26 protein-coding genes are annotated in these 23,329 nt (G+C 66.6%); 14 read left to right on the forward strand and 12 right to left on the reverse strand.

Going from position 1 to position 23,329, the window contains the following annotated elements; translation table 11 throughout:
• The first annotated feature begins 39 nt into the window (after positions 1-39).
• The 5 genes from ACXI0U_RS17910 to ACXI0U_RS17930 all read left to right on the forward strand — a co-directional run bounded on the left by ACXI0U_RS17910 (position 40) and on the right by ACXI0U_RS17930 (position 3,385).
• Positions 40-852, forward strand: a complete 813-nt coding sequence (locus tag ACXI0U_RS17910) for a formylglycine-generating enzyme family protein (RefSeq protein ID WP_265169633.1) — start codon at positions 40-42, stop codon at positions 850-852.
• Between the two features lie 65 nt (positions 853-917).
• Positions 918-1,646 (forward strand): Crp/Fnr family transcriptional regulator, encoded by a 729-nt coding sequence (locus ACXI0U_RS17915; RefSeq protein WP_265169634.1) that lies wholly within the window; start codon positions 918-920, stop codon positions 1,644-1,646.
• Positions 1,647-1,739: 93 nt separating this feature from the next.
• Complete coding sequence (gene ytfE, locus ACXI0U_RS17920) at positions 1,740-2,411, forward strand: iron-sulfur cluster repair protein YtfE (protein ID WP_479550627.1); 672 nt, start codon at positions 1,740-1,742, stop codon at positions 2,409-2,411.
• 101 nt (positions 2,412-2,512) lie between these two features.
• A complete protein-coding gene (locus tag ACXI0U_RS17925) occupies positions 2,513-3,196 on the forward strand; it encodes a Crp/Fnr family transcriptional regulator (RefSeq protein WP_184487550.1) in 684 nt (227 codons plus the stop codon).
• A gap of 3 nt (positions 3,197-3,199) precedes the next feature.
• Complete coding sequence (locus ACXI0U_RS17930) at positions 3,200-3,385, forward strand: protein DnrP (protein WP_184487549.1); 186 nt, start codon at positions 3,200-3,202, stop codon at positions 3,383-3,385.
• Between the two features lie 323 nt (positions 3,386-3,708).
• Here the strand turns inward: ACXI0U_RS17930 and ACXI0U_RS17935 are convergent, their stop codons facing one another.
• The 6 genes from ACXI0U_RS17935 to ACXI0U_RS17960 form a co-directional block, all read right to left on the reverse strand.
• Positions 3,709-5,556, reverse strand: a complete 1,848-nt coding sequence (locus tag ACXI0U_RS17935; RefSeq protein WP_479550628.1) for a nitric oxide reductase activation protein NorD — start codon at positions 5,554-5,556, stop codon at positions 3,709-3,711.
• Between the two features lie 127 nt (positions 5,557-5,683).
• Positions 5,684-7,102, reverse strand: coding sequence for a cbb3-type cytochrome c oxidase subunit I (locus ACXI0U_RS17940; protein WP_021217076.1), 1,419 nt, complete (start codon positions 7,100-7,102; stop codon positions 5,684-5,686).
• 2 nt (positions 7,103-7,104) lie between these two features.
• A complete protein-coding gene (locus ACXI0U_RS17945; RefSeq protein ID WP_031286928.1) occupies positions 7,105-7,545 on the reverse strand; it encodes a c-type cytochrome in 441 nt (146 codons plus the stop codon).
• A 114-nt stretch (positions 7,546-7,659) separates the two neighbouring features.
• Complete coding sequence (locus tag ACXI0U_RS17950) at positions 7,660-7,908, reverse strand: cytochrome C oxidase subunit IV family protein (protein ID WP_043240201.1); 249 nt, start codon at positions 7,906-7,908, stop codon at positions 7,660-7,662.
• The gene (locus ACXI0U_RS17955) at positions 7,905-8,498 is read right to left on the reverse strand and encodes a cytochrome c oxidase subunit 3 (RefSeq protein ID WP_479550629.1); all 594 of its coding nucleotides are present in this window, start codon (positions 8,496-8,498) and stop codon (positions 7,905-7,907) included. Before ACXI0U_RS17955 ends, ACXI0U_RS17950 begins: the two co-directional genes overlap by 4 nt.
• Positions 8,482-9,279: a CbbQ/NirQ/NorQ/GpvN family protein gene (locus ACXI0U_RS17960; protein WP_431482597.1), complete on the reverse strand. Its 798-nt coding sequence runs from the start codon at positions 9,277-9,279 to the stop codon at positions 8,482-8,484. The genes ACXI0U_RS17955 and ACXI0U_RS17960 overlap by 17 nt, the downstream gene beginning before the upstream one ends.
• Positions 9,280-9,473: 194 nt before the next feature.
• Between ACXI0U_RS17960 and ACXI0U_RS17965 the strand changes: the two genes are divergently transcribed.
• Positions 9,474-9,779 carry a c-type cytochrome gene (locus ACXI0U_RS17965; RefSeq protein ID WP_021217081.1) on the forward strand — a complete coding sequence of 102 codons (306 nt, stop codon included), beginning with the start codon at positions 9,474-9,476 and terminating at the stop codon, positions 9,777-9,779.
• A gap of 459 nt (positions 9,780-10,238) precedes the next feature.
• Positions 10,239-10,820 carry an RNA polymerase sigma factor gene (locus ACXI0U_RS17970; RefSeq protein WP_021217082.1) on the forward strand — a complete coding sequence of 194 codons (582 nt, stop codon included), beginning with the start codon at positions 10,239-10,241 and terminating at the stop codon, positions 10,818-10,820.
• 44 nt (positions 10,821-10,864) lie between these two features.
• On the opposite strand, the gene ACXI0U_RS17975 is transcribed toward ACXI0U_RS17970, so the two are convergent.
• A complete protein-coding gene (locus ACXI0U_RS17975) occupies positions 10,865-11,524 on the reverse strand; it encodes an EndoU domain-containing protein (protein ID WP_021217083.1) in 660 nt (219 codons plus the stop codon).
• Positions 11,525-11,703: 179 nt separating this feature from the next.
• Here ACXI0U_RS17975 and ACXI0U_RS17980 point away from each other — a divergent pair, with 179 nt between their 5' ends.
• From ACXI0U_RS17980 to ACXI0U_RS18000, 5 genes are all read left to right on the forward strand, one after another.
• A complete protein-coding gene (locus ACXI0U_RS17980; RefSeq protein WP_021217084.1) occupies positions 11,704-12,327 on the forward strand; it encodes a hypothetical protein in 624 nt (207 codons plus the stop codon).
• Between the two features lie 189 nt (positions 12,328-12,516).
• Positions 12,517-13,110: a hypothetical protein gene (locus ACXI0U_RS17985; RefSeq protein ID WP_265169646.1), complete on the forward strand. Its 594-nt coding sequence runs from the start codon at positions 12,517-12,519 to the stop codon at positions 13,108-13,110.
• 192 nt (positions 13,111-13,302) lie between these two features.
• Positions 13,303-13,926, forward strand: coding sequence for a hypothetical protein (locus tag ACXI0U_RS17990; protein WP_021217085.1), 624 nt, complete (start codon positions 13,303-13,305; stop codon positions 13,924-13,926).
• A gap of 186 nt (positions 13,927-14,112) precedes the next feature.
• Positions 14,113-14,739, forward strand: coding sequence for a hypothetical protein (locus ACXI0U_RS17995; protein WP_021217086.1), 627 nt, complete (start codon positions 14,113-14,115; stop codon positions 14,737-14,739).
• Positions 14,740-14,871: 132 nt separating this feature from the next.
• Positions 14,872-15,174, forward strand: coding sequence for a hypothetical protein (locus tag ACXI0U_RS18000; protein WP_479550630.1), 303 nt, complete (start codon positions 14,872-14,874; stop codon positions 15,172-15,174).
• A 66-nt stretch (positions 15,175-15,240) separates the two neighbouring features.
• On the opposite strand, the gene thrC is transcribed toward ACXI0U_RS18000, so the two are convergent.
• The 4 genes from thrC to xerD all read right to left on the reverse strand — a co-directional run bounded on the left by thrC (position 15,241) and on the right by xerD (position 19,937).
• Complete coding sequence (gene thrC / locus ACXI0U_RS18005; protein WP_479550631.1) at positions 15,241-16,650, reverse strand: threonine synthase; 1,410 nt, start codon at positions 16,648-16,650, stop codon at positions 15,241-15,243.
• Positions 16,651-16,743: 93 nt separating this feature from the next.
• Positions 16,744-18,048, reverse strand: a complete 1,305-nt coding sequence (locus tag ACXI0U_RS18010; RefSeq protein ID WP_111263578.1) for a homoserine dehydrogenase — start codon at positions 18,046-18,048, stop codon at positions 16,744-16,746.
• 122 nt (positions 18,049-18,170) lie between these two features.
• Positions 18,171-18,899: a thioredoxin fold domain-containing protein gene (locus ACXI0U_RS18015; RefSeq protein ID WP_111263577.1), complete on the reverse strand. Its 729-nt coding sequence runs from the start codon at positions 18,897-18,899 to the stop codon at positions 18,171-18,173.
• 141 nt (positions 18,900-19,040) lie between these two features.
• Entirely contained in the window at positions 19,041-19,937 is an 897-nt protein-coding gene (gene xerD / locus ACXI0U_RS18020; protein ID WP_111263576.1) for a site-specific tyrosine recombinase XerD, read from the reverse strand.
• Positions 19,938-20,013: 76 nt separating this feature from the next.
• Between xerD and ACXI0U_RS18025 the strand changes: the two genes are divergently transcribed.
• Positions 20,014-21,846, forward strand: a complete 1,833-nt coding sequence (locus ACXI0U_RS18025) for a cation:proton antiporter (protein ID WP_479550632.1) — start codon at positions 20,014-20,016, stop codon at positions 21,844-21,846.
• A gap of 101 nt (positions 21,847-21,947) precedes the next feature.
• A complete protein-coding gene (locus tag ACXI0U_RS18030) occupies positions 21,948-22,622 on the forward strand; it encodes a cyclic di-GMP-binding domain-containing protein, MshE-related (protein WP_111263574.1) in 675 nt (224 codons plus the stop codon).
• A gap of 51 nt (positions 22,623-22,673) precedes the next feature.
• Here the strand turns inward: ACXI0U_RS18030 and ACXI0U_RS18035 are convergent, their stop codons facing one another.
• Positions 22,674-23,096, reverse strand: coding sequence for an acyl-CoA thioesterase (locus tag ACXI0U_RS18035; RefSeq protein WP_479550633.1), 423 nt, complete (start codon positions 23,094-23,096; stop codon positions 22,674-22,676).
• Positions 23,097-23,329: the final 233 nt, after the last annotated feature.

Here is a 23,329-nt window from a genome sequence, read left to right on the forward strand (position 1 = left end):
AGGGCCGGCCATCCCCCTTGGCCAACGGACGCCACCGCCATGCACAAGGCCACCCTGATCAGCCTGCCCGTCGCGTTCGCGCTCGGTGCAGCCGTGCTGCTCCTCACCCCCCGCCACGAGCCCGAACTGGCACCGGAAACGGTGGCCCTGACGGCCCGTGCCTTCACCTTCCGCCCCGCTGGCGACTACTGGCAGGATGCACGCGCCATCGACGCGCCTGCCCGACGCGAGCAGGTGCAACCCAGCTTCGAGGTGATGAAGTACCAGGTCAGCCAGGGCGAATACGCCCGCTGCGTGGCCGACGGCGACTGCCTGCCGCTGAGCGAAGGCGACACGCCCCGCGACGACCTGCCCCTCACCGGCGTGAGCCTGCTGGACGCGCAGCTCTATGCCGATTGGCTGACCCGCCGCACCGGGCAGCGCTGGCGCCTGCCCAGCGATGTCGAATGGGCTTTCTTCGCCGGTTCACGCTGGGCCGACGACGCCCTGCTCATCGACGACGATGGCAGCAACCCGGCACGGCGCTGGCTGGCGCGCTACAGCTTCGAGGCCGAGACGCGCACCGCCGAATCGGCCCAGGCGCAGGTGCGCGGCAGCCACGGGCTCAACGAATTCGGCATTGCCGACCTCGCCGGCAACGTCTGGGAGTGGACCGACAGCTGCCACCAGCGGGTCAAGCTGGACGACCAGGGCGAGCAGCTCAGCCGCATCGACGCCTGCTCGATCCGCATCGCCGAAGGCCGCCACCGCGCCGCCATCAACGACTTCGTGCGGGACGCGCGCGGCGGTGGCTGCGCCGTCGGGCAGCCACCGGACAACCTGGGTTTCCGCCTGGTCAGGGACATCCCTTGATCCCCCTCAAGTTCTGCCGCCTGCCCTAGGGGTTATGCTGCGGCGGAACCTTGGGAATCATTGCCGTGACTGCCGATCTCGCCCTCAACCGCGCCTGGCTCGCCAGCCTGCCGCCCTTCGCCAACAGCCGCCGCGAAGAGCAGGACGACATCCTCAGCCAGGCCGCCATCCTGCGTCTGCACAACGGCGACACCGTGTTCGAACAGGGAGCGCCGGCGGAAGCGTTCTACCTGCTGGTGCATGGCCGCCTCAAGGCCAGCCAGATCACCGGCGATGGCCAGCGCGTGCTGGTGCGGGTGGTCAACCCGGGCGACCTGTTCGGCTTCGTCCGCGCACTGGGCCGTGGCGACTACCCGGCCACCGCCTGCGCCACCCAGGACAGCCTCGCCCTGGCCTGGCCGACCCGCCAGTGGGAACCGCTGCTGGCCCGGCACCCCGGCTTCGCCCTGAACACCGTGCAGGCCATCGGCGTGCGCCTGCAGGAAGCCCATGTGCGCTTTTGCGAGCTGGCCACCGAGGAGGTGGAACGCCGCGTCGCCCATACCGTGCTGCGCCTGGTGCAGCAATCCGGGCGCCCGGAGGCGGACGGCATCCGCATCGACTTCCCGGTCAGCCGCCAGGACATCGCCGAGATGACCGGCACCACCCTGCACACCGTCTCGCGCATCCTCAGCGCCTGGGAGGATCGCGGCCTGGTGCGGGGCGGCCGGCAGAAGCTGCTGGTGTGCAACCCGCAGCGGCTGATGCAGATCGCCGGTGGCGACGAGCGGGAGCCCGCCCACGAGGACGCTTGACTGCAATCAAGGCGCCCGGCGCGGACCGTCCCTAGGCTGCCGCCATCACCACGACGCCTGCCCCGCCGTGCCCCACGCCATCGGAGGCCCGCCATGCACGACAACCTCACCGAACGCACCCTGAGCGAGCTGAGCTTCAGCCTGCCCGGCAGCACCGCGCTGTTCCACGACTACAAGCTCGACTTCTGCTGCGCCGGCCAGCGCAGCCTGGGCGACGCGGCCCGCGAGCGGGGCCTCGACGCCCAGCGCATCGCCGAACAGCTGCAGGCGCTGCCGCCCGGCAGCCCCCAGGTCGACTGGCGCCTGACCAGCAACGCCGAGCTGATCGACCACATCCTCGAGCGCTACCACACCGTCCACCGCGAACAATTCCCGGCACTGATCCCCCTGGCCGATCGCGTCGAGAAGACCCACGCCGACCACCCGCAATGCCCGACCGGGCTCACCGCGCACCTGAGAAAGATGCAGGAGGAGCTGGAGTGGCACATGTGCAAGGAGGAAAGCGTGCTGTTCCCCTGGTTGCGCCAGGGCATACCGCTGGCCCATGTGCAGGGGCCGATCGGGGTGATGCGCCATGAGCACGACGAGCATGCGCAGTCCCTGGCGGTGCTGGCCGAGCTGACCGACGACCTCACCCCGCCGGCCGACGCCTGCAACAGCTGGCGCCGCCTCTACAGCGGGCTGGAGACGCTGCGCCGCGACCTGATGCAGCACATCAACCTGGAAAACAACCTGCTGTTCCTCGGCGCCAACCACCCGGCCTGAAGAACGCACCGGAGGTGCGACCCGTGACAGCCTGCCTCATCACCCCCTCGGGAGGCGGCGTGCATACTGGCGGGATTTCCCCTGCCCAGGAACGCCCCGCCATGCACGCGCATCGCGTCCACCACCAGATTTTGTGTGGCCACCACCTGTTCAACGTGCTCAACGAGGAACAGCTGGAGCACCTGCTGGCCAGCAGCGCACTGCTCAACCTGGAGAAGGGCGACAAGCTGTTCCTCCAGGGCGAGCCGGCGCATGCGTTCTACTTCGTGATCTCCGGTGCGGTGAAGATCTTCCGCCTGACCCCGGAAGGCCAGGAGAAGGTGCTGGAGGTGGTCGGCAGCCGGCAGACCTTCGCCGAAGCCATGATGCTGATGGACACCCCCGACTACGTGGCCTCGGCCCAGGCGCTGGAGCCCACCCAGGTCTACCGCTTCGCCAACCGCACCTACATGGAGCTGCTGCACAGCAACCCGCAGCTGCCCTTCTCCCTGCTCGCCACCCTGTGCGTGCGCCTGCACCGGCGGATCAACGAAATCGAAACGCTGTCGCTAAAGAACTCCACCCACCGCGTGGTGCGCTACCTGCTGACCCAGCTGAACCACCTGGGCGATGAGGCCCACCGCTTCGAGCTGCCCATGGCCAAGCAATTGGTGGCCGGGCACTTGTCGATCCAGCCGGAAACCTTCTCCCGCGTGCTGCGCCGGCTGATCGACGAGCACATCATCGACCTGGACGGGCGCACCGTGCAGGTGCTCGATATCCCCCGCCTGGAACAGTTCGAGTAAGCCATGCGCCAGTGCCTGTACTGCCAGCACGAAAGCGGCGACGACCACGACGACGACTGCCCCCAGTGCGGCATGTCGCTGCCGGTCGGCCAGGCACTGGCGCGCCAGCGCCGGCTGCAGCGCTTCCGCTGGTACTGCGTGATGCTCGCGGTGTTCTGCCTGGCGATGATGCTCTGGCTGCCACGCTGACCAACACCGCGGACCCCATCAAGAACGAGCCCGTAGGATGGGTAGAGCACAGCGAAACCCATCAAGTCCGAGCGCCGAAGCAGCATGGGTTTCGTACCTCGCGGAACGCCGCCCGCCCCATCCTACGAATGCCTCTCCGACGCCCCCGACCTTGCGGTGCTCACCCCTACCAACAGGTGAGCTGGCGGTAGCCCGTAGGATGGGTAGAGCACCGCGAAACCCATCAGGTCCGAGCGCCGAAGCAGCATGGGTTTCGTACCTCGCGGAACGCCGCCCGACCCATCCTACGAATACCTCTTCGACGCCCCCAACCTTGCGGGGACTCATCCCTGCCGCTGGGTGAGCTGGCGGTAGAGCTGGGGCAAGCGCACGGGGAGTTGCGCCGGGTCGTTGATCAGCAGGTGGCCTTGGCTGCCGAACAGGTAGGGCAGGTAGTCCGCCGCTTCGCGGTCGATGGTGATGCAGAACGGCAGCAGCCCGGCGCGGCGTGCTTCAAGCACGGCCTGGCGGGTGTCTTCGACGCCGTAGCGGCCTTCGTAGCGGTCCAGGTCGTTGGGCTTGCCGTCGGTGAGGATCAGCAGCAGGCGCTGGCGTTCCTTGCGCTCCAGCAGCAATTGCGTGGCGCGGCGGATGGCGGCGCCCATGCGCGTGTAGTAGCCGGGGCGCAATGCACGGATGCGGCCGCGCACGCGGTCGTCGTGGCGCTCGTCGAAGCTTTTCAGCTGGGTCATGCGCACCTGTTGGCGGCGCAGCGAGGAGAAGCCGTAGAGCGCGAAGCGGTCGCCCACCGCCTGCAGCGCTTCGCCGAACAGCAGCAGGCTGTCGCTGATCAGGTCGATGATCCGGTGCTGGTTGTCGATGTGCGCATCGGTGGACATGGACAGGTCCGCCAACAGCAGGCAGGCGAGGTCACGTCGGGCCTGCCGACGTTCGCGGAACAGCCCCGGCTCGCTGCACGCCCCCAGGCGCCGCTCGACGCTGAAATCCAACCAGGCGTCGAGGTCGAGCTCCGTGCCCTGGGGCTGGCGATGCAGCCACTGCGGCTGCTGGCGCAAGCTTTCGAACTGCCGGCGCAGGCGCCGTGCGATGGCCGCCAGGGCATCCGGCAACGGTGCCGGCTGGGCATCACGCGGCAGCATCGGCTGCAGGCAGACATGGTCGGCGAGCAGTTGCTGGCGGCGATGGTCCCACTCCGGCAGGCGGATGCCTTCGCCCAGGGGAATGTCGTCGAACTCGGCGGCGGGCAGGTCGAGGTCGAGCTTCAGCCCGCCGCCCTTCTTCTGCCGCTGCCGCGACAGGCTGAGGTGGTCCAGATCGTCCGCGACCTTGGCCGCATCGAGGTCTTCGCTGTCGTCACCGGCGCGGTCCAGCTCGACGTGCTCGGACCAGCTGAACAGGTTCTCCAGACGGAACAGCAGCAAGCCGCCGCGACCGGGGTCCTGCCCGGTGCGTTCGGCCCGTTTGCGTGCCTGGCCCTTGGCCTCGCTGTGGGCGGAGCGGCCCTGCTCGTCGCCGTCCACCAGTTCGGCATGCTGTGGCGCGGCCAGGCGTTGCGGCGGGTAGAGCCACAGTGGCAGCGGCCAGGGGGCCTTCTCGCTGCGGGGCAGGCGCTCGAGGCTGCCCGGCTTGTGCAGGGCCTGTTGCAGCGCCCGCTCCAGGGCCGCTTCGGCGGGGGGCAAGGCGGCAGGGTCGGGACGCAGGCTCAGCAGTGCCTCCACCAGGCGCTGGTAGCGCGGGCGCAGCAGCGGGTAGCGTTCGAGCACGGCGAGGGTCCAGGCCTGGTTGTCCCGCGCCCAGTGGCGCATCGGCTGGCTGTGGGCGGCCAGCAGCGCCAGCCAGCGGTACAGCTCGCGGTTCAGTTCGACATCGGGGTAGACGGCCAGCTGCGCGGGCAGGCGCAGGGAGTCGGCATCGAACCAGGCCACCGGCAATTGCTGGCAGGTACCGGCCACCTGTTGCAGCAGGCTGCGGCGCACCAGCAGCTCACGGGGGCTGGCCGCTTCCACACCGACACCGGCCTCGCCGCCGGTGCCGCGGAACAGCAGGAGCAGGCTGCGGCGCATGGCGTCCAGGGGCACGGCCGCCTCGTCGAATTCCGGGCTGGCACGGCGGGTGATGAAGCGGTGCCAGGCGCGGCCGAAGCCTTCTTCGACTTCGAGGTGAAGGGTCATGGGCACCTGCCTCCTGGGAGAGGGTTGGGGGTAGGGAGTGATTCGAGCCACCGGCAGATGCGGCCTGCCGATGGCTGCGATAACGCGAAAGGCCCGTCACAGAAGACGGGCCCGGATCGGTAAGCCCTCAGTTCATCTGCACCTCCCCCACGGCGACGCGGCCGCGCTGACGGAAGCTAAACAGGTAGCAGATGAGCCCGATGAGGAAGCCCACGCCGGCGTACAGGCGCAGCCAGAAGAACACCTTGAGCTGGTCGACCGTGGCCATGAACGGCAGCGCGGCGCCATCGGCCGGCATGCGTTGCAGCCAGATCTGCACGATGCCGGCGGCGGTGAGCAGCAGGGTGATCAGCAGCATGGAAATGGTCATCAGCCAGAAGCCCCAGATCTCCAGGCTCTGGGCGCGGGCGTCGGGTGCTTCGCCGATGCCCCGCAGGCGCGGCATGGCGTAGCTGATCATGGTCATGACGATCATCGCGTAGGCGCCGTAGAAGGCCAGGTGGCCGTGGGCGGCGGTGAGCTGCGAACCGTGGGTGTAGTAGTTGACCGGTGCCAGGGTGTGCAGGAAGCCCCAGACGCCGGCGCCGAGGAAGGCGGTGACGGTGGTGCCCAGGGCCCAGAGCGAGGCGGCCTTGTTGGGGTGCTCGCGGCGACGGCGCCTGACCATGTTGAAGGCGAACAGCACCATGGCGAAGAACGGCAGCGGTTCCAGCGCGGAGAAGATCGAGCCGAGCCACAGCCAGACGGTCGGAGCGCCGATCCAGAAGTAGTGGTGGCCGGTGCCGATGATGCCGGTGATCAGGGCCATGGCGATGATCACGTAGAGCCACTTCTCGACGACTTCGCGGTCGACGCCGGTGATCTTGATCAGCACGAAGGCCAGCATCGAGCCCATGATCAGTTCCCACACGCCTTCCACCCACAGGTGCACGACCCACCACCAGTAGTACTTGTCGCGCGCCAGGTTCTCCGGGTTGTAGAAGGAGAACAGGAAGAACACGGCGAGACCCACCAGGCCGGTCATCATCACCACGCTGACGGCGGTCTTGCGGCCCTTGAGCAGGGTCATGCCGATGTTGAAGAGGAAGCCCAGCGCGACGACTACGATGCCCATCTTGGTAATGGTGGGCTGTTCGAGGAACTCCCGGCCCATGGTCGGCAGCAACTCGTTGCCGGTCATCTTCGCCAGGCCCGCATAGGGCACCAGCAGGTAGCCGAGGATAGTCAGCACGCCGGCGGCGGCGAACACCCAGAACAGCACGATGGCCAGTTTCGGGCTGTACAGCTCGCGGTCGGCCTCTTCGGGAATCAGGTAGTAAGCCGCCCCCATGAAGGCGAACAGCAGCCAGACGATCAGCAGGTTGGTGTGCACCATGCGGGCGACGTTGAAGGGGATGAGCGGGAACAGGAAGTCACCGACCACGTACTGCAGGCCCATGATCAGGCCGAAGAGGATCTGCCCGACGAAGAGCATCAGGGCGAACACGAAGTACGGCTTGGCGACCGCCTGCGAGGCGAATTTCAGGTAGGGATTGCCCGGGGTCATGATCAACCCTCCTTGTTCGGCGGCCAGTTGTTGGTATCGATCTTCGAGGTCCAGCGCAGGAACGCGGCGAGGTCGGACACCTCCTGGTCGCTGAGGTTGAACTGCGGCATCTGCCGGCGGCCGGGCACGCCCAGCGGCTGCATCTTCATCCAGGCCGCGAGGAAGGTGTCGAAGGCTTCGTCACCGCCACGGCGGATCACCACGTTGCCCAGTTCCGGCGCGAAGTAGGCGCCCTCGCCGAGGATGGAATGGCAGCCGACGCAGTTGTTCTGCTCCCACACCAGCTTGCCGCGCACCACCGATTCGGTGAGCGCGCCCTGGTGGGTGCGTTTGGGGAAGGTGGTCTCTGTGTGATAGGTCAGGGCGAGAAATACCAGGAAGAAGAAAACGCCTCCTCCCAGGTAGATGTTCCTCGCCATACCTTTAGTGAATGTCTCTGACATGGGCCCTCCTGGGTCACGGTTGCGTGGCCATTGTAGGAACCGCCCCCAGGCACCTCGCTTGATGGCAATCAAGAAAGACCGATTGTTCCAGTCGGGTATTTTTCCTGAGAAAAATCAGGGTATTGCGTGCAGAGCGAAGATCACCCCGGTGAGCAGCAGCGGCCAGCCGAGCAGCAGCGAACGCCACAGCCGAGGGCCGTGCCCCAGCTCCATGAAGCGCAGGGCGATGAGCCAGGCCTTGCCCAGGCCGAGCAGGAGGATCGCCGCCACCGGCAGCAGCGCGGCCGGCTCGCGGTGCCCCAGCCAGACCCCGGCGACGGACATGGGCAACATCGCCAGCCAGGCCAGCAGCAGCGCCTTCATGGCCCGGGCGCCAGTACGTAGACCAGCGGGAACAGCACCACCCAGACCAGGTCGACCATGTGCCAATACAGCGCGCCGGACTCCAGCCCGCCGAGTTCGCCGTCGCGGTACGCGCCGCGCAGGCAGCGCAGGAGCATCCAGCCGAGGATCACCAGCCCCAGCCACACATGCAGGAAGTGGAAGCCGGTGATCAGCCAGAACAGGGTGAAGAAGGTGCTGTATTCCAGGCCCAGCCCGAGCGCGGCGAGGTGGTGGTACTCGGCCGACTTCAATACCACATGGACCAGCCCCAGCAGCACCGCGACACCCAGCAGGATGGCCGCCTGGCACTGCCGCTGGCGACGCACCCGCAGCACCGCCAGGGCCGCGCAGAAACCGGCGCTGAGCAGCGTCAGGGTCAGCGCCAGGGCGGTGGACAGGTCCAGCTGCGCACGGCCGGCGCGGAAGCTTTCCACGTCCAGGCGCTGGGCCACGGCGAAGGCGATGATGAGGATGGCGAAGACGGTCAGCTCGGCGAGGATGAAGAACCACATCGCCAGGTCGCCCGGCAGGTGCCGGGCGCTGGCAGCGGCCTCAGGCGAAGTGGACATCGACCAGGTCCATCAACGCTGCCACCGTGGCTTCGTCATCCGACAGCGGTTCGGCCAGAGCGGCCCGACAGGCGTCACGGGGGGCCACGCCAGCGTTGAGCAGGCGTGCGGCGAGCACCAGCAGGCGCGTGGAGCAGACCTCTTCCAGTTCCTGGCGGCCGAGCCGGCGCAGGGCGGTACCCAGTTGCACCAGGCGCTGCGCCAGCTCCGGCGCGACACCGGCTTCGCGGACGATGATGCCGGCTTCCGCGTCGGGCGTCGGGTAGTCGAAGCGCAGGGCGACGAAGCGCTGGCGGGTGCTGGGCTTCATGCCCTTGAGCAGGTTCTGGTAGCCGGGGTTGTACGACACCACCAGCATGAAGCCGGGCGGTGCCACCAGGGATTCGCCGGTGCGCTCGATGAACAGTTCGCGGCGATCGTCCGCCAGGGGGTGCAGCACCACCACGGTGTCCTGGCGCGCTTCCACCACTTCGTCGAGGTAGCAGATGCCGCCCTCGCGCACCGCGCGGGTCAGCGGGCCGTCCTGCCACCAGGTGCCGTCGCTGCCGATCAGGTGGCGACCGACCAGGTCCGCCGCCGACAGGTCGTCGTGGCAGGCCACGGTGTACAGCGGTCGGTTCAGGCGCTGGGCCATGTGCTGGACGAAGCGGGTCTTGCCGCAACCGGTGGGGCCCTTGATCAGCACCGGCATGCCCTGGGCGGCGGCCTCGGTGAAGAGCGCCACCTCGTTGCCGGTCGGCTGGTAGAAGAGCGGCGGGGTGTTCTGGACAGGGGCGTTCATGGCGGGGCGATTCTCCGTTCGGGTTACGGCTGGGCACGCTAGCCAGCCCGGCCGAGGGGCTCAAGCGCGATGCGCGAAGTTCTTGATCGCCATCAAGCGGTGCCCCAGCGGAGCGCTTCTAGAATCGCCGCAGACGCCGGGAAAAACCGGCGCAACCGACCGGCGCACAGGCGCCCAGCCCTGAGGAGACGTTCATGAACAAAGCACTGGTTGCCCTGCTGCTCGGCGGGCTGCTGGCCCAGGCCAACGCCATGGCCAGCCCCGGTGAAGAGCTGTTCAAGGCCAAGTCGTGCGTGGCCTGCCATGCCATCGACAAGCAGGTGCTGGGCCCACCCTTCCAGAAGGTGGCGGCCAAGTACGGCGCCGACGGCGCAGCGCACATCAGCCACAGCATCCTCACCGGCAGCAAGGGCGTGTGGGGCCCCATCCCGATGCCGGCCAACGCCGTCAGCGAGGCAGAAGCCAAGGTCCTCGCCGAGTGGATCGTCACCCTCCAGTAACCCCGTTGCATGCGGTCGACGCATCCGCCGTCGGCCGCTTCCCCTCAATGGCCGGCTGAGCCTCCTGGTTCAGTGGTGGGCGCTGCTCGCCCACCATGGCCACCCTCGCCTTCTCCCGTCCTCATCGTTCGATAGCATCACCCCGGGCATTGCTGGAGTTCCGCCTGCCGCTCCCCGCCCCATGGGTTTCGCTTCGCTCTACGCCATCCTACGAAAGCCGTCACGCCCTGGGCTGTGCCGCGTGCACCTGGCCGGCAAACGCCCTGGCCGCCCTGACCGCCCTGCCCCGGCCCCTGCGCCTGAAATCACCTCACGCCATCCCCGCAGCGCTCGCCCCGCCTGTTAGAAACCCCTTCACAAACCCGGGCACGCCTTCGTCCTGCTTGCTCCGGCCGGTCTGGCAAGGACTGCCAGTGCAGCACCGTCGCCACCGGCATTTAGAAGGATCAAGGAATGGTTATGGCGAGCAACCTGGACGCGAGCCTGGAGCAGGGCACGCAGCGGAGACTGCTATGGAAATTTCTCATCGACCACGAACCCCTGATGCGCAAGCGCTGCCAGCAGCTGACGCGCAATCCCCACGATGCGGAGGACGCCCTCAGCGAGCTGCGCCTGCGCCTGTTCACCCTGCTGCTGCGCGAACCCGGGCGGCTGGAGGCTGTGGATAACGTGCCGGCCTGGTTGCGTCGGGTGGCCAGCAACCACTGCATCGACCGGCTGCGCAGCACACCCTCGACCTGCAACCTCGACTGGCTCGACCAGCAGTTGCACGACAACGCCGCCTGGCAGCCGCAGCAGCTCGGCCCCGAGCGCCAGGCCTGCCTGCAGGAGGCGGTGGAGGTGCTGGACAAGGCGCTGCACCGGCTGCCGCCCAAGCTCGGCCAAGCCCTGGAGCAGCACTGCATCTGCGGTGTGGAGTACGTGGACCTGGCCGGCCTGCTGCACGTCAGCGAGCCCAACCTGCGCAAGCGCGTGCAGCTGGCGCGCCGGCAGTTGCGGGACTGGCTGGGCACCCTGTGCGAGGCAGGTAACGAGGGCTGAGAGGTGAAGCGGAAAGCCCGCCCCATAGGGGGCGGGCCGACCGATCAGAAGTTGCCGATGGGGTAGGCGCTGTTGATGGTCCAGAGCCCCCCGATGTTGTTGAGAAAGCCGCCGATGGTGAAGGGGTTGCCGTTTTCGCCAACGCAGTAGTTCACAGCCCCCACCGAAGGTGCTGAAGGCCCGGTGAAGAAGTTGGGTCCGCCAACAGGGCCCACGCCCTGGATGGGGTGGGTGTAGGCGTAGCGGATCGATTCGACGACCTGCACCTGGGTGCAACTGTCGGGGTAGAAGGTCGAGACTCCAGCCCCCGCCTTGGGCACCCAGACTCCAGCATTGGCGACCTGGATGCCACGGCCGAGATAACGATATGGCGCGGGGTGGTTGATGCCTGGCTGCACGAAGAAATCTCGCCCCGCAGTAATGCGTGCAGCGAAAGGCGCTGCGGGACCTCCCAGGACCGGATCATGGTTGCCGGGGCGGGAGTGGAAGCCCACCGCTGCGCCCGCCCCGTTGATCTCACCGCAGAAGATGTGGCGCTGGTTGATCTGCGGGTTTATCCGGCTATTGGGCAGTCCACCGCCTATCTGCACAGGCAGCGGGTTGACCCCGGGCGCACCGGCTGTGCAGTTGATCTGGGCGAGGGCCGGCAGGCTGCAGCAGGCAGCCAGCAGCCCCAGGGGCAGGGTTCTCTTGAAGCATTCCATGGCGAATCTCCTTTACTTGGCTGGGCGGAAGGTGCCCAGCAGCAATGACGGGAGGCCGCCGCATCCGTGACGCCGCCCCGGCGCGCCGTGAAAGGACTTCACAGGTCGACGGGTCGGCCGTCATGGAAGCAGGCCCGGACAGGTGTCGGGGCCGTAACGGAACCAAGGAGAAGGGAACCATGACTACTTTCAACGTGAACTTCGCTGTCGACGACATGGAGGGCAAGACCGTGCTGGTCTTCCTCAAGCCGCAGAACCCGCAGCGCGACTACCGCATCCACGCCTGGCAAGTGCTCACCGGCTCGGCCGGGGCGACCGAGTCGTTCGACTACGAGGCGGTGATCGAGACCGACGTCTCCAGCAATGGCGAGAAGGCCGGCAACCTGATCGTCTCCGGGCGCAAGGCCACCCTGCCCGGCGGCCTGTTGCAGGCCGTCAGCCCCGGCGGCCTGTCGCCGCAGCTGGAACAGGCGGCCACCTCGCTGGCCCAGGAAAAACTCACCCCGCAGCAGTGCGGCGTGATCAACAAGACCAACCCCTACATCCAGTTCGACAGCAACTGGTACGTCAACGGCCGCCCGGTGGTGACCATGCCCAAGGTGGACTCGCGCATGACCGTGAGCTTCGAGTACGAGCCCAATTTCTACTTCATGGTGGCCACGCCGCCCATGATCGGGCAGACCTACATCGTGCAGAACTTCTCGGACATGACCCAGTACGTGGCGCCCATCACCGCCACCGAAGTGGACGTGACCCTGAGCCGCCCGAATGGCCTGTGGACCTTCGACTTCCTGTCGCGCTGAAGCCCGCTCGACCCTGCATGAAAAGCCCCCGGCGAGTGATCGCCGGGGGCTTTTCCTTCAGCGGGCTACCGGGCTGAAGCCCGGGCTACGACGCTCACAATTAATCGGCAAAGTGGCCGTTCCTGATCCATCATCAACGCCTGCCACGGCATCCGCTGGGGCGTTCAGGGAACCCAGGAGACAGGGACCATGACCACGTTCAACGTGAACGCCGAAGACGACATCGAGGGCAAGACCATGCGGGTCTTCCTCAAACCGAACCCGCAAGCCGATTACCACCCCAGCGCCTGGCAGGTGCCCAGCGGGGCAGCCGGGGCAACCGAGCCGTTTGTCTACGAGGCGGTGATCGAGACCGACATTTCCAGCATCGCCGAGAAGGTCGTCAACCCCTTGCCCCTTGGCATGACTCCCCTTCCCAGCGATGGGCTGCAGGTGGTCAGCCCCAAGGAAATGTCGCGGCTGCCGGGATCGCAAACGCTCACTCCGCAGCAATCCGGCGTGATCAACCAGAGCACTCCCTACATCCCGTTCGACAACAACTGGTACGTCAACGACCGCCCAGTGGTCGCCATGCCCTATGTGGACCCGAACATGACCGTGGGCTTCGAGTACCAGCCCAATTTCTACTTCATGGTGGCCACACCGCCCATGATCGGGCAGACCTACATCGTGCAGAACTTCTCGGACATGACCCAGTACGTGGCGCCCATCACCGCCACCGAAGTGGATGTGACCCTGAGCCACCCGAACGGCCCGTGGCGTTTCGACTTCAACGCAAGCTGAAGCCCGCTCGACCCTGCATGAAAAAGCCCCCGGCGAGTGATCGCTGGGGGCTTTTTTCGTTGAGCGGGCTCCCGGGCTGAAGCCCGGGCTACGACGCTCACAATTACTCGGCAAAGTGGCCGTTCCTGCTCCATTATCAACGCCTGCCCAGGCAGGTGCCGGGGCTACGAAGGAACCAAGGAGACAGGGACCATGACCATTTTCAACGTGCATTTCGATGTAGCGGATATGGAGGGCAAGACCGTGCTGGTCTTCCTCAAGCCACAGAACCCGCAGCGCGACTACCGCATCCACGCCTGGCAGGTACTCACCGGCTCGGCCGGGTCGACTGAGACGTTCCAATACGAGGCGGTGATCGCGACCGATGTTTCCAGCCATGGTGGGAAGGCAGGCAGCCTGATCGTTTCCGAGCGCAAGGCCATCGAGCCCGGTAACCTGCTGAAGGCCGTGTGCTCGAGCAGCATGTTGCCGTATCTGGAACCAGCATCCCGCTCGTTGGCCGAAGCAAAGCTCACCCCGCAGCAGTGCGGCGTGATCAACCAGACCAATCCCTACATCCAGTTCGACAGCAACTGGTACGTCAACGACCGCCCGGTGGTGACCATGCCCAATGTGGACACGAACATGACCGTGAGCTTCGAGTACCTGCCCAACTTTTATTTCATGGTGGCCAATCCGCCCTTGGTGGGGCAGACCTATATCGTGCAGAACTTCTCGGACATGACCCAGTACGTGGCGCCCATCACCGCCACCGAAGTGAACGTGACCCTGAGCCACCCGAACGGCCTATGGAATTTCGACTTCAACGCAAGCTGAAGCTTGCCTCCCGTATGCAAGAGCCCCGGCGAGTGATCGACGGGGCTTTTCGTTGAACGGGCTCCCGGGCTGAAGCCCGGGCTACGACGCTCACAATTAATCGGCAAAGTGACCACTCCTGATCCATCATCAACGCCTGCCCAGGCAGGTGCCGGGGCTATGACGGAACCAAGGAGACAGGGACCCATGATGGTTTTCAACGTGCATTTCGATGTGGAGGACATGGAGGGGAAAACCGTTCTGGTCTTCCTCAAGCCGCAGAATCCGCAGCGCGACTACGACATCCATGCCTGGCGGGTACTGACTGGTTCGGCGGGGGCTACGGAGCGGTTCAGCTACGAGGACCGGATCGAGACCGATCTCTCCAGCACGGGCAATGCCCCGGATGAACAGATCATCTCCGCACGCGTGGCCGTCCAGCCCGGCCAACTGCTGCAGGCGGTCAGCCCGGCAGGGCTGTCTCCGCGCCTGCAACCGGCCCCCACATCGCTGGCGCAGGAAAAGCTCACCCCGCAGCAGTGCGGCGTGATCAACCAGACCAACCCCTTCATCCAGTTCACGTGCAACTGGTATGTCGGCGGCCACCCGGTGGTGAGCATGCCCAAGGTGGACCTGAACATGACGGTGAGCTTCGAGATGATGCCGGGCCACTTCTACTTCATGGTGGCCTCCCCACCGCTGGCGGGGCAGACCTACATCGTGCAGAACTTCTCGGACATGACCCAGTACGTGGCGCCCATCACCGCCACCGAGGTGGACGTGAACCTGAGCCGCCCGGGCGGTTTGTGGACCTTCGACTTCAGCGCCAGCTGAGGCTACCTGGCGAGTGATCGCAGGGCTTCCTGGCTGCCGGTTGCATCTGTGAACGGCCATCAATCGGCAACGTGCCGAGAACTGGCCCATGATCAGTGCCCGCCCCGTTCGCGGACCCGATGGAGAAGGGACATGGAATACAAAATCAATTTCGGCATCGATGCCAGCGAGCTCCAGCTCCTTGAAAAGCAGGAATACAAAATCGTCACATTCCAGAAACCGGGCAGTACCCACAACCCGGCCTGGTGCGTACTGACACCCCCGGCGCCGCACACGTGGATCGACTTCGACGCCGGTTACAACCTCTACAAGGGCTACAAGACCGGTGAGGGCTTCGTGCCTGTCCAGTTAGATACATCGGAGCTGGGGCCTTCGCCCCACGAGGCACTGCCCCTGACGGAGCAGGACGGCCTGGGAAAAGACAAGGTGGACTGACCCGCGCAGCAGAAACGAAAAAGCCCCTGGCGATCACTCACCAGGGGCTTTTCATTGCCGTTCAGCTTAGAGCGGCTTGCCGCGGTTGCCGTGGGCGGCGACGAAGGCCTGGATGGTCTTCAGGTCGTTGGCCAGGACGGTGCAGCGTTCTTCGCGCTGGAACAGGTCGGCGAGGTGCGGCGGCAGCGCCGGGACCGCGTCGATGCCGGCCTTCTCCACCGCTTCCGGGAACTTGACCGGGTGCGCGGTGCCGAGGGTGACCATGGGGGTGGACAGGCTGCGGCGGCATTCGCGGGCGGCGCGTACGCCGATGGCGGTGTGCGGGTCCAGCAGTTCGCCGCATTCCGCGTAGACCTCGGCGATGGTTTCGCAGGTCTGCTCGTCGGTGACGGCGAGGGAGTCGAACAGCTTGCGCGCTTCGGTCCAGCGGTCGTCCTCGACGCTGAAGCCGCCGCCCTGGCGGAAGGTGTCCATCAGGCCGGCGATGGCGGCACCGTTGCGGCCGTGCAGGTCGAACAGCAGGCGCTCGAAGTTGGACGAGACCATGATGTCCATGGACGGCGACAGGGTCGGGTGCAGGGTGTCCTTGACGTACTGGTTGCCGCTCATGAAGCGGTGCAGGATGTCGTTGCGGTTGGTGGCGACGATCAGCTGGCTGATCGGCAGGCCCATGTTGCGCGCCAGGTAGCCGGCGAAGATGTCGCCGAAGTTGCCGGTGGGCACGGAGAAGGCCACGGAACGGGCCGGGCCACCGAGCTGCAGGGCGGCGTGGAAGTAGTAGACGATCTGGGCCATGATCCGCGCCCAGTTGATCGAGTTGACCGCGACCAGGCGGGTGCCCTTGAGGAAGCCCTGGTCGGCGAAGCTCGCCTTGACCATCTCCTGGCAGTCGTCGAAGTTGCCTTCCACGGCGATGTTGTGGATGTTCTCGCCGAGGATGGTGGTCATCTGCCGGCGCTGCACCTCGGACACACGGTTGTGCGGGTGCATGATGAAGATGTCGACGTGCTCGCAGGCCTTGCAGCCTTCGATGGCGGCCGAACCGGTGTCACCGGAGGTGGCGCCCATGATCACCACGCGCTCGCCGCGCTTGGACAGCACGTGGTCGAGCAGGCGGCCGAGCAGCTGCAGGGCGAAGTCCTTGAAGGCCAGGGTCGGGCCGTGGAACAGCTCCAGCACCCACTCGTTGCCATTCAACTGGCGCAGCGGCGCGACGGCATTGTGGGCGAAGACGCCGTAGGTCTCCTCGAGGATCTTCTTGAAGTCGGCGTCATTGATGCTGCCGGCAACGAACGGGCGCATCACGCGGAAGGCCAGCTCGTGGTACGGCAGGCCGGCCCAGGAGGCGATCTCCTCGACGGTGAAGCGCGGCAGGTTTTCCGGTACGTAGAGGCCGCCGTCGGTGGCGAGGCCAGCCAGCAGCACGTCTTCGAAGTTCAGGGCCGGGGCCTGGCCGCGGGTACTGATATAGCGCATTTCTTCAAACCTTCGGTTCGAGCTTGAAGCTTGAAGCTTGAAGCTTGAAGCAGTGCGGCTTCCGGCTTTCGGCTTCCAGCTTCCGGCTCCTGATTAATTGAGCTGTTCGACGCGGATGCGGACCACGCTGCCGGCCACGTCGTCGAGGGCTTCCAGTGCGGCGATGGCGTCGTTAACGCGCGCTTCGACGACCCGGTGGGTAACCAGGATCATCGGCACCAGTCCGTCCTGCTCTTCGACTTCCTTCTGCATGATGGATTCGATGTTGATGCCGCGCTCGGACAGGATGGTGGCCACCTGGGCCAGTACGCCCGGGTGGTCCTTGGCCTGGATGCGCAGGTAGTAGGCGCTCTCGCAGGCGTCGATCGGGAGGATCGGGTGGTCGGACAGCGAATCCGGCTGGAAGGCCAGGTGCGGTACGTGGTTCTCCGGGTCGGCGGTCAGCGCGCGGACCACGTCCACCACGTCGGCGACCACGGCGGAGGCGGTGGGCTCCATGCCGGCGCCGGGGCCGTAGTAGAGGGTGCTGCCGGCGGCATCGCCGTTGACCATCACGGCGTTCATCACGCCGTTGACGTTGGCGATCAGGCGGTCGGCCGGGATCAGGGTCGGGTGCACGCGCAGCTCGATGCCCTTGTCGGTACGGCGGGCCACGCCCAGGTGCTTGATGCGGTAGCCCAGGGCCTCGGCGTAGTTGACGTCGGCGCTGGTGAGTTTGGAGATGCCTTCGGTGTAGGCCTTGTCGAACTGCAGCGGGATGCCGAAGGCGATGGAGGCGAGGATGGTCAGCTTGTGGGCGGCATCGATGCCTTCGACGTCGAAGGTCGGGTCGGCTTCGGCGTAGCCCAGCGCTTGCGCTTCCTTGAGCACGTCGTCGAAGGCGCGGCCTTTCTCGCGCATCTCGGTGAGGATGAAGTTGCCGGTGCCGTTGATGATGCCGGCCAGCCAGTTGATGCGGTTGGCCGAGAGCCCTTCGCGGATCGCCTTGATCACCGGGATGCCACCGGCGACGGCGGCCTCGAAGGCGACGATGACGCCCTTCTCGCGCGCCTTGGCGAAGATCTCGTTGCCATGCACGGCGATCAGCGCCTTGTTGGCGGTGACCACGTGCTTGCCATTCTCGATGGCCTTGAGCACGAGGTCGCGGGCCAGGGTGTAGCCACCGATCAGTTCGATGACGATGTCGATTTCCGGGTTGTCGACCAGCTCGAAGATGTCTGCGGTGATGGGGGTGGTACCGGTTTCACACTTCGGATTGGGGCGACGGGCGGCAATCTGGGCAACCTCGATTCCACGCCCGGCACGGCGGGCGATCTCCTCGGCGTTGCGTTTGAGTACGTTGAAGGTGCCGCCACCGACGGTCCCCAGGCCACAGATGCCTACTTTTACCGGCTTCACGCTGAACTCCCCATCTTCACTGCGAAAAACGGCCGGGCATGGTCCCGGCCGTGGAAAAGAGCCGCACTTTACGAAGCGGCTGATTTTTGGTCAATCGATGTGATGCGCGCCGGGAGCCCGTGTTACTTGGCTTCCAGGGCGATCTTGGCCAGCTGCGGAGCCGGTTGGTAGCCCGGGATCATCTGGCCGTTGCCGAGGACGATGGCCGGCGTGCCGTTGACGCCGATCATCTGGCCCAGCTCGAACTGCTTGGCCACCGGGTTGTTGCAGGTGGCGGCAGGGAGTTCCTCGCGGGACTTGGCCTTGTTCATCGCGGCCTGGCGGTCCTTGCTGCACCAGACGCTGACCAGGCTGTTGTAGCCGTGGCTGCCGATGCCCTGGCGCGGGAAGGCGACATAGCGCACCTCGATGCCGCGGCGGTTGAGCTCGGGCACTTCGCTGTGCAGTTTCTGGCAGTAGCCGCAATCGGTGTCGGTGAACACGGTGATGTGCGCCTTGGCCGGCTCCTTGGGCGCGAAGACCACCATCTCGCTCTCGGGGATGGCGTTGATCTCCTTGGCGATGGAGCGGCTTTCGGACTGCTCGGTGAGGTTCACCGGCTTGCCGTCCTTCACGTGGTAGAGGTAGCCCTGCATCAGGTACTGGCCGTCGGCGCTGGTGTAGAGCATGCGACCGCCCTTGAGTTGCACCTGGTAGATGCCGCTCATGGGGCTTTCACCGATGGATTCGATGGGCAGGCCCAGTTCGAGGCCGTCGAGGGTCTTGCGGATGGCCTGGTCCGGATCGTCGGCAAGGCTGAAGGTGCTGACCAGGCCAAGGGCCATGGCTGCGAAAAGTCGGGTCACGCGCATGGTTACTCCTGTGGAGCGGCGACATTCGGGCGGATGCCGAAGATTATCACACAAGCCCCGCGCCACCGCGCCAGAGAGCCGAACGGAGGTACGGCGGGGATATCCGGTGCGCGCAGGGGCCAATCGAGCGGCATGCGCGGCTCAGCCTCGAGGATGGTGCCGGGCGTGCAGGTCCTTGAGCCGCGCCTGGGCGATGTGGGTGTAGATCTGCGTGGTGGACAGGTCGGTGTGCCCCAGCAGCATCTGCACCACGCGCAGGTCGGCGCCGTGATTGAGCAGGTGGGTGGCGAAGGCGTGGCGCAGGGTGTGGGGCGACAGCGACTTGGCGATGCCGGCGACCTTGGCCTGGTGCTTGATGCGGTACCAGAAGGTCTGCCGGGTCATCTGCTCGCCGCGCTGGCTGGGAAAGAGCACGTCGCTGGGCTTGCCGTCGAGCAGGAAGGGCCGCGACTCGCGGACGTAGCGCTCGATCCAGGCGATGGCTTCCTCGCCCAGCGGCACCAGGCGTTCCTTGCTGCCCTTGCCGAAGACCCTGACCACGCCCTGGCGCAGGTTGACCTGTTCCAGGGTCAGCCCCACCAGTTCGCTGACCCGCAGCCCGCACGCGTAGAGGACTTCGAGCATGGCGCGGTCGCGCAGGCCGATGGGGTCGTCCAGCTCCGGGGCCTCCAGCAGCGCTTCGACATCGGCCTCGGACAGCGACTTGGGCAGCGGCCGCCCGAGCAGCGGCAGGTCCACCTGCAGGGTCGGGTCCTCGGCGATCAGGCCCTCGGCCAGGAGAAAACGGTAGAAGCCACGCGCACCGGAGAGGAAGCGCGCAGTGGAGCGCGCCTTGTAGCCCTGTTCGAGGCGCCAGGCCAGGTGGTCGAGGATCAGGTCGCGACCGGCGTGCTGCAGGCTCGCTCCGCGCTCCACCGCCCAGGCGTTGAAGTGCGCCAGGTCGCTTCGGTAGGCGGAACGGGTGTGGGGCGAGAGGCCTTTTTCCAGCCACAGGGCATCGAGAAAACGGTCGATCAGGGGGTGGTCGAGGGCAGGCATGGCGGAACGCTGACGGGATGAACGGCGTCTAGTCTTCCACAAGCGTCCCGCCCTTCACCAGCGACAAGGAGTCCTGATGGACGAAACCGCGATTCTCCTCGCCCTCGGCGGCATGGGCCTGGCCGCCCTCGGCAGCCAGTGGCTGGCGTGGCGCCTGCGCCTGCCGGCCATCCTCTTCCTGCTGCTCTCGGGCATTCTCGCCGGGCCGGTGCTGGGGGTGCTGGACCCGCAGGCACTGTTCGGCCCGCTGCTGTTCCCCCTCACCTCCCTGGCGGTGGCGCTGATCCTCTTCGAGGGCAGCCTGACGCTGCACCACTCCGAGTGGAAGGAAATCGGCACCGTGGTACGCCGCATGGTCACCCTGGGTGCGCTGGTGACCTGGGCGGTGATCGCGCTGGCAACGCACCTGCTGCTGGGCTTCGCCTGGGACCTGGCGCTGCTGTTCGGCTCGCTGACGCTGGTCACCGGGCCGACGGTGATCGTGCCGATGCTCCGCGTGGTGCGCCCGCGCAGCTCCATCGCCAACATCCTGCGCTGGGAAGGCATCGTCATCGACCCCATCGGTGCACTGCTGGCGGTGGTGGTGTTCAGCTTCATCGTCAGCCGCGACCAGGGCGGCTGGAGCCAGAGCCTGGCGACCTTCGCCAGCGTGATCGCCTGCGGCAGCCTGCTCGGTGCATTCGGTGGCTGGGCCTTCGGTACGGTGCTGCGGCGCCACTGGCTGCCCGAGTACCTGCAGAACCTGGCGGCCCTGGCCGCGGTGCTGGGCGTGTTCATCGGCGCCAACCTGCTGGTGCACGAATCCGGCCTGCTGGCGGTGACGGTGATGGGCATGGGCCTGGCCAACATGCGCAGGGTGGATATCAAGCCGATCCTGCACTTCAAGGAGAACCTCAGCGTGCTGCTGATCTCCGGGCTGTTCATCCTCCTCGCCGCGCGCCTCGACCTGGCGGCGCTGATCGCCCTGGGGCCGGCGACGCTGGTGCTGCTGGCGGTGATCCAGTTCATCGCGCGGCCACTGAACGTGGCGCTCTGCACCCTCGGCTCGCCCCTGGGCTGGCGCGAGCGTGCGTTGCTGGCCTGGATCGCACCACGGGGCATCGTCGCCGCAGCGGTGTCGGCGATCTTCGCCCTGCGCCTGCAGCAGCACGGCAATGACCAGGCCCACCTGCTGGTGCCGCTGACCTTCCTGGTGATCATCGGCACCGTGGTGCTGCAGAGCGCCACGGCCCGCCCGCTGGCGCGCTTGCTGAAGGTCGCGGACCCGGCCCCGGCGGGCTTCCTCATCATCGGTGCCAACCCGGTGGCGCGGGCGATCGGCAAGGCGCTGCAGCAACTGGGCAGCCGCGTGCTGCTCACCGATTCCAGCTGGGAAAACATCCGCGCCGCGCGCATGGACAACCTGCCCACCTATTTCGGCAACCCCACCTCGCAGCACGCCGAGGCACACCTCGACCTGGTCGGGCTTGGCCACCTGCTGGCGCTCTCCCCTTCCAGCGAGATGAACGCCCTGGCCTGCATGCACTTCCGTCACGACTTCCCCGCCCTGCGCCGCTTCACCTTGCCCAGCGGCGCGGAGAGCCGACGCACCGACAAGCACCGGGCCAGCAAACAGGTGCGCGGGCGGGCGCTGGGCTCGCCGGCCCTGAGCTACCCGCAGTTCGCCAGCAAGCTCAGCCGGGGCGCGGAGATCCGCACGACCACCCTGACCACGAACTTCGACTGGGACGCCTACCGGGCCCTGAACGGTGACCAGGCGGTGCTGCTGTTGGCCCGTGACCCGCGCGGCTGGGTGCACCTGGCCAGCACGGAGGCGCCCCTGAAACCGGAGGCCGGCTGGAGCCTGGTGGCGCTGGTCGAGGAAGACGCCCAGGCGCCTGCGAGGCACGGCGAGGAGGCTACGTCCTAGGCACATGGACAGGCGGTCATGTAAGCCTATCCTTTGTTTGGTGACAGCCTCTTCCTACGGGAGGATGATTTCACCTTGCCACCACTCCACCGGTCACCCCCATGTCGAATCAGCAGAAATCACGCCTTGGCCAGATCCTGGTCAACAAGGGACTGATCACCAGCCAGCAGCTGGACGCTGCCATCAAACTCCAGCTGACCAGCGACAAGCGTCTTGGCGAGGTGCTGATCGAACAGGGCCTGCTGAGCCGCCGGCAACTCGACCGGGCCTTGAAGAAACAGAGCAATCTGCGCCTGGCCGCGACCCTTGTGGCGGCGCTGATGAGCCCCTTCCAGATGGCCAGCGCCGACATCCAGCAGACGCCCAGCGCCATCAGCCAGCAGCACACGCCCAAGGGCCTGCGCCCGCTGAGCGACGCCGAGATGAGCGACGTCAGCGCCCAGGGCCTGGACGAGGTGCTGCAGGGCCTGTTCGTGCAGGCCGAAGGCGGGGATGGCATCGCCACGGTGAAGGCCTTGAGCCGCCTGGTGATGCCGGTGCTCGACAGCCTGGAAGCCGAAACCTCGATGAAGGACGTGGTCTACGACACCCGCCACATGCGCTCGACCGTCAACCCCGACGGCTCGATCAATGTGCGCCTGCCCAGCTCCATCGGCGAGCTGCGCTTCGACAATGTGCGGGTCGCCGGCGCGCCGCAGGGCCAGAGCTTCGGCAGCCTGACCCTGAGCAACATCGACCTCTCCCAGGCCTCGCTGAAGATCGCCCTGCGGCACTGATGGCCGGGCCCGCGACCCGGCTCGCAAGCACGGGCCGGGCCTGCACCGGGGTCAGGCGGCGGCTGACGCCACGTCCGGCAATACCGGCACCGGGCGCTTCTGGTCGTCGATGGCGACGAAGCTGAACACGCCGGTGATGGCTTTCTCGCGGCCGTTCTCGTACATGCTCTCGACGAACACCTCGACCTCCACCTTGAGGCTGGTGTTGCCCACCTTCACCACGCGACCGACCAGCTCGACGATGGAGCCGGCGGGAATGGGGTGCTTGAAGTCGATGCGGTCGGTGGAAACGGTCACCAGCGGCAGTCGGCAGAAGCGCGTGGCGCAGATGAAGGACACCTCGTCCATCCAGGCCAGCGCAGTGCCGCCGAACAGGGTGTTGTGATGGTTGGTGGTCGGCGGGAATACCGCCTTGGTCACGCGGCTTTCGGACAAGGCGGTGCGCCGGGCGATCTCTTGCTCTCTCGGGGTCATGCCACTACTACCTGAATACAACCCAATGTGGCTGCCACTCGTGCGATGTCTGTTGTCGTTGTTGTGCGCTTGCGAACGGGCAGAACGGCTCCCGCTGGCCGCCGATCGCAGCACCTTCACGGGAGTTGCCCAGGGACCTGGCCCTGCGGCGGCGCGATTATTCCACAGCCCGGTGCACCCGGCAGCACCCTTGGCCAGCAGGCCCGACGCAACGCCATCCGGCTGCCACCCCC

The organism is Pseudomonas sp. C9D1, assembly GCF_056491235.1.

What these genes read in the sequence shown, in the direction of transcription:
- ytfE (WP_479550627.1), top strand. Translation starts at nt 1,740, where the DNA reads ATGCACGACAACCTCACCGAACGCACCCTGAGCGAGCTGAGCTTCAGC.
- ACXI0U_RS17965 (WP_021217081.1), top strand. Translation starts at nt 9,474, where the DNA reads ATGAACAAAGCACTGGTTGCCCTGCTGCTCGGCGGGCTGCTGGCCCAG.
- ACXI0U_RS17975 (WP_021217083.1), bottom strand. Translation starts at nt 11,524, where the DNA reads ATGGAATGCTTCAAGAGAACCCTGCCCCTGGGGCTGCTGGCTGCCTGC.
- ACXI0U_RS18015 (WP_111263577.1), bottom strand. Translation starts at nt 18,899, where the DNA reads ATGCGCGTGACCCGACTTTTCGCAGCCATGGCCCTTGGCCTGGTCAGC.
- ACXI0U_RS18025 (WP_479550632.1), top strand. Translation starts at nt 20,014, where the DNA reads ATGGACGAAACCGCGATTCTCCTCGCCCTCGGCGGCATGGGCCTGGCC.
- ACXI0U_RS17990 (WP_021217085.1), top strand. Translation starts at nt 13,303, where the DNA reads ATGACCATTTTCAACGTGCATTTCGATGTAGCGGATATGGAGGGCAAG.
- ACXI0U_RS17930 (WP_184487549.1), top strand. Translation starts at nt 3,200, where the DNA reads ATGCGCCAGTGCCTGTACTGCCAGCACGAAAGCGGCGACGACCACGAC.
- thrC (WP_479550631.1), bottom strand. Translation starts at nt 16,650, where the DNA reads ATGCGCTATATCAGTACCCGCGGCCAGGCCCCGGCCCTGAACTTCGAA.
- ACXI0U_RS17970 (WP_021217082.1), top strand. Translation starts at nt 10,239, where the DNA reads ATGGCGAGCAACCTGGACGCGAGCCTGGAGCAGGGCACGCAGCGGAGA.
- ACXI0U_RS17940 (WP_021217076.1), bottom strand. Translation starts at nt 7,102, where the DNA reads ATGACCCCGGGCAATCCCTACCTGAAATTCGCCTCGCAGGCGGTCGCC.
- ACXI0U_RS17945 (WP_031286928.1), bottom strand. Translation starts at nt 7,545, where the DNA reads ATGTCAGAGACATTCACTAAAGGTATGGCGAGGAACATCTACCTGGGA.
- ACXI0U_RS17985 (WP_265169646.1), top strand. Translation starts at nt 12,517, where the DNA reads ATGACCACGTTCAACGTGAACGCCGAAGACGACATCGAGGGCAAGACC.
- ACXI0U_RS18035 (WP_479550633.1), bottom strand. Translation starts at nt 23,096, where the DNA reads ATGACCCCGAGAGAGCAAGAGATCGCCCGGCGCACCGCCTTGTCCGAA.
- ACXI0U_RS17980 (WP_021217084.1), top strand. Translation starts at nt 11,704, where the DNA reads ATGACTACTTTCAACGTGAACTTCGCTGTCGACGACATGGAGGGCAAG.
- ACXI0U_RS18000 (WP_479550630.1), top strand. Translation starts at nt 14,872, where the DNA reads ATGGAATACAAAATCAATTTCGGCATCGATGCCAGCGAGCTCCAGCTC.
- ACXI0U_RS17960 (WP_431482597.1), bottom strand. Translation starts at nt 9,279, where the DNA reads ATGAACGCCCCTGTCCAGAACACCCCGCCGCTCTTCTACCAGCCGACC.
- ACXI0U_RS17950 (WP_043240201.1), bottom strand. Translation starts at nt 7,908, where the DNA reads ATGAAGGCGCTGCTGCTGGCCTGGCTGGCGATGTTGCCCATGTCCGTC.
- ACXI0U_RS18030 (WP_111263574.1), top strand. Translation starts at nt 21,948, where the DNA reads ATGTCGAATCAGCAGAAATCACGCCTTGGCCAGATCCTGGTCAACAAG.
- ACXI0U_RS17935 (WP_479550628.1), bottom strand. Translation starts at nt 5,556, where the DNA reads ATGACCCTTCACCTCGAAGTCGAAGAAGGCTTCGGCCGCGCCTGGCAC.
- ACXI0U_RS17955 (WP_479550629.1), bottom strand. Translation starts at nt 8,498, where the DNA reads ATGTCCACTTCGCCTGAGGCCGCTGCCAGCGCCCGGCACCTGCCGGGC.
- xerD (WP_111263576.1), bottom strand. Translation starts at nt 19,937, where the DNA reads ATGCCTGCCCTCGACCACCCCCTGATCGACCGTTTTCTCGATGCCCTG.
- ACXI0U_RS17995 (WP_021217086.1), top strand. Translation starts at nt 14,113, where the DNA reads ATGATGGTTTTCAACGTGCATTTCGATGTGGAGGACATGGAGGGGAAA.
- ACXI0U_RS17925 (WP_184487550.1), top strand. Translation starts at nt 2,513, where the DNA reads ATGCACGCGCATCGCGTCCACCACCAGATTTTGTGTGGCCACCACCTG.
- ACXI0U_RS17910 (WP_265169633.1), top strand. Translation starts at nt 40, where the DNA reads ATGCACAAGGCCACCCTGATCAGCCTGCCCGTCGCGTTCGCGCTCGGT.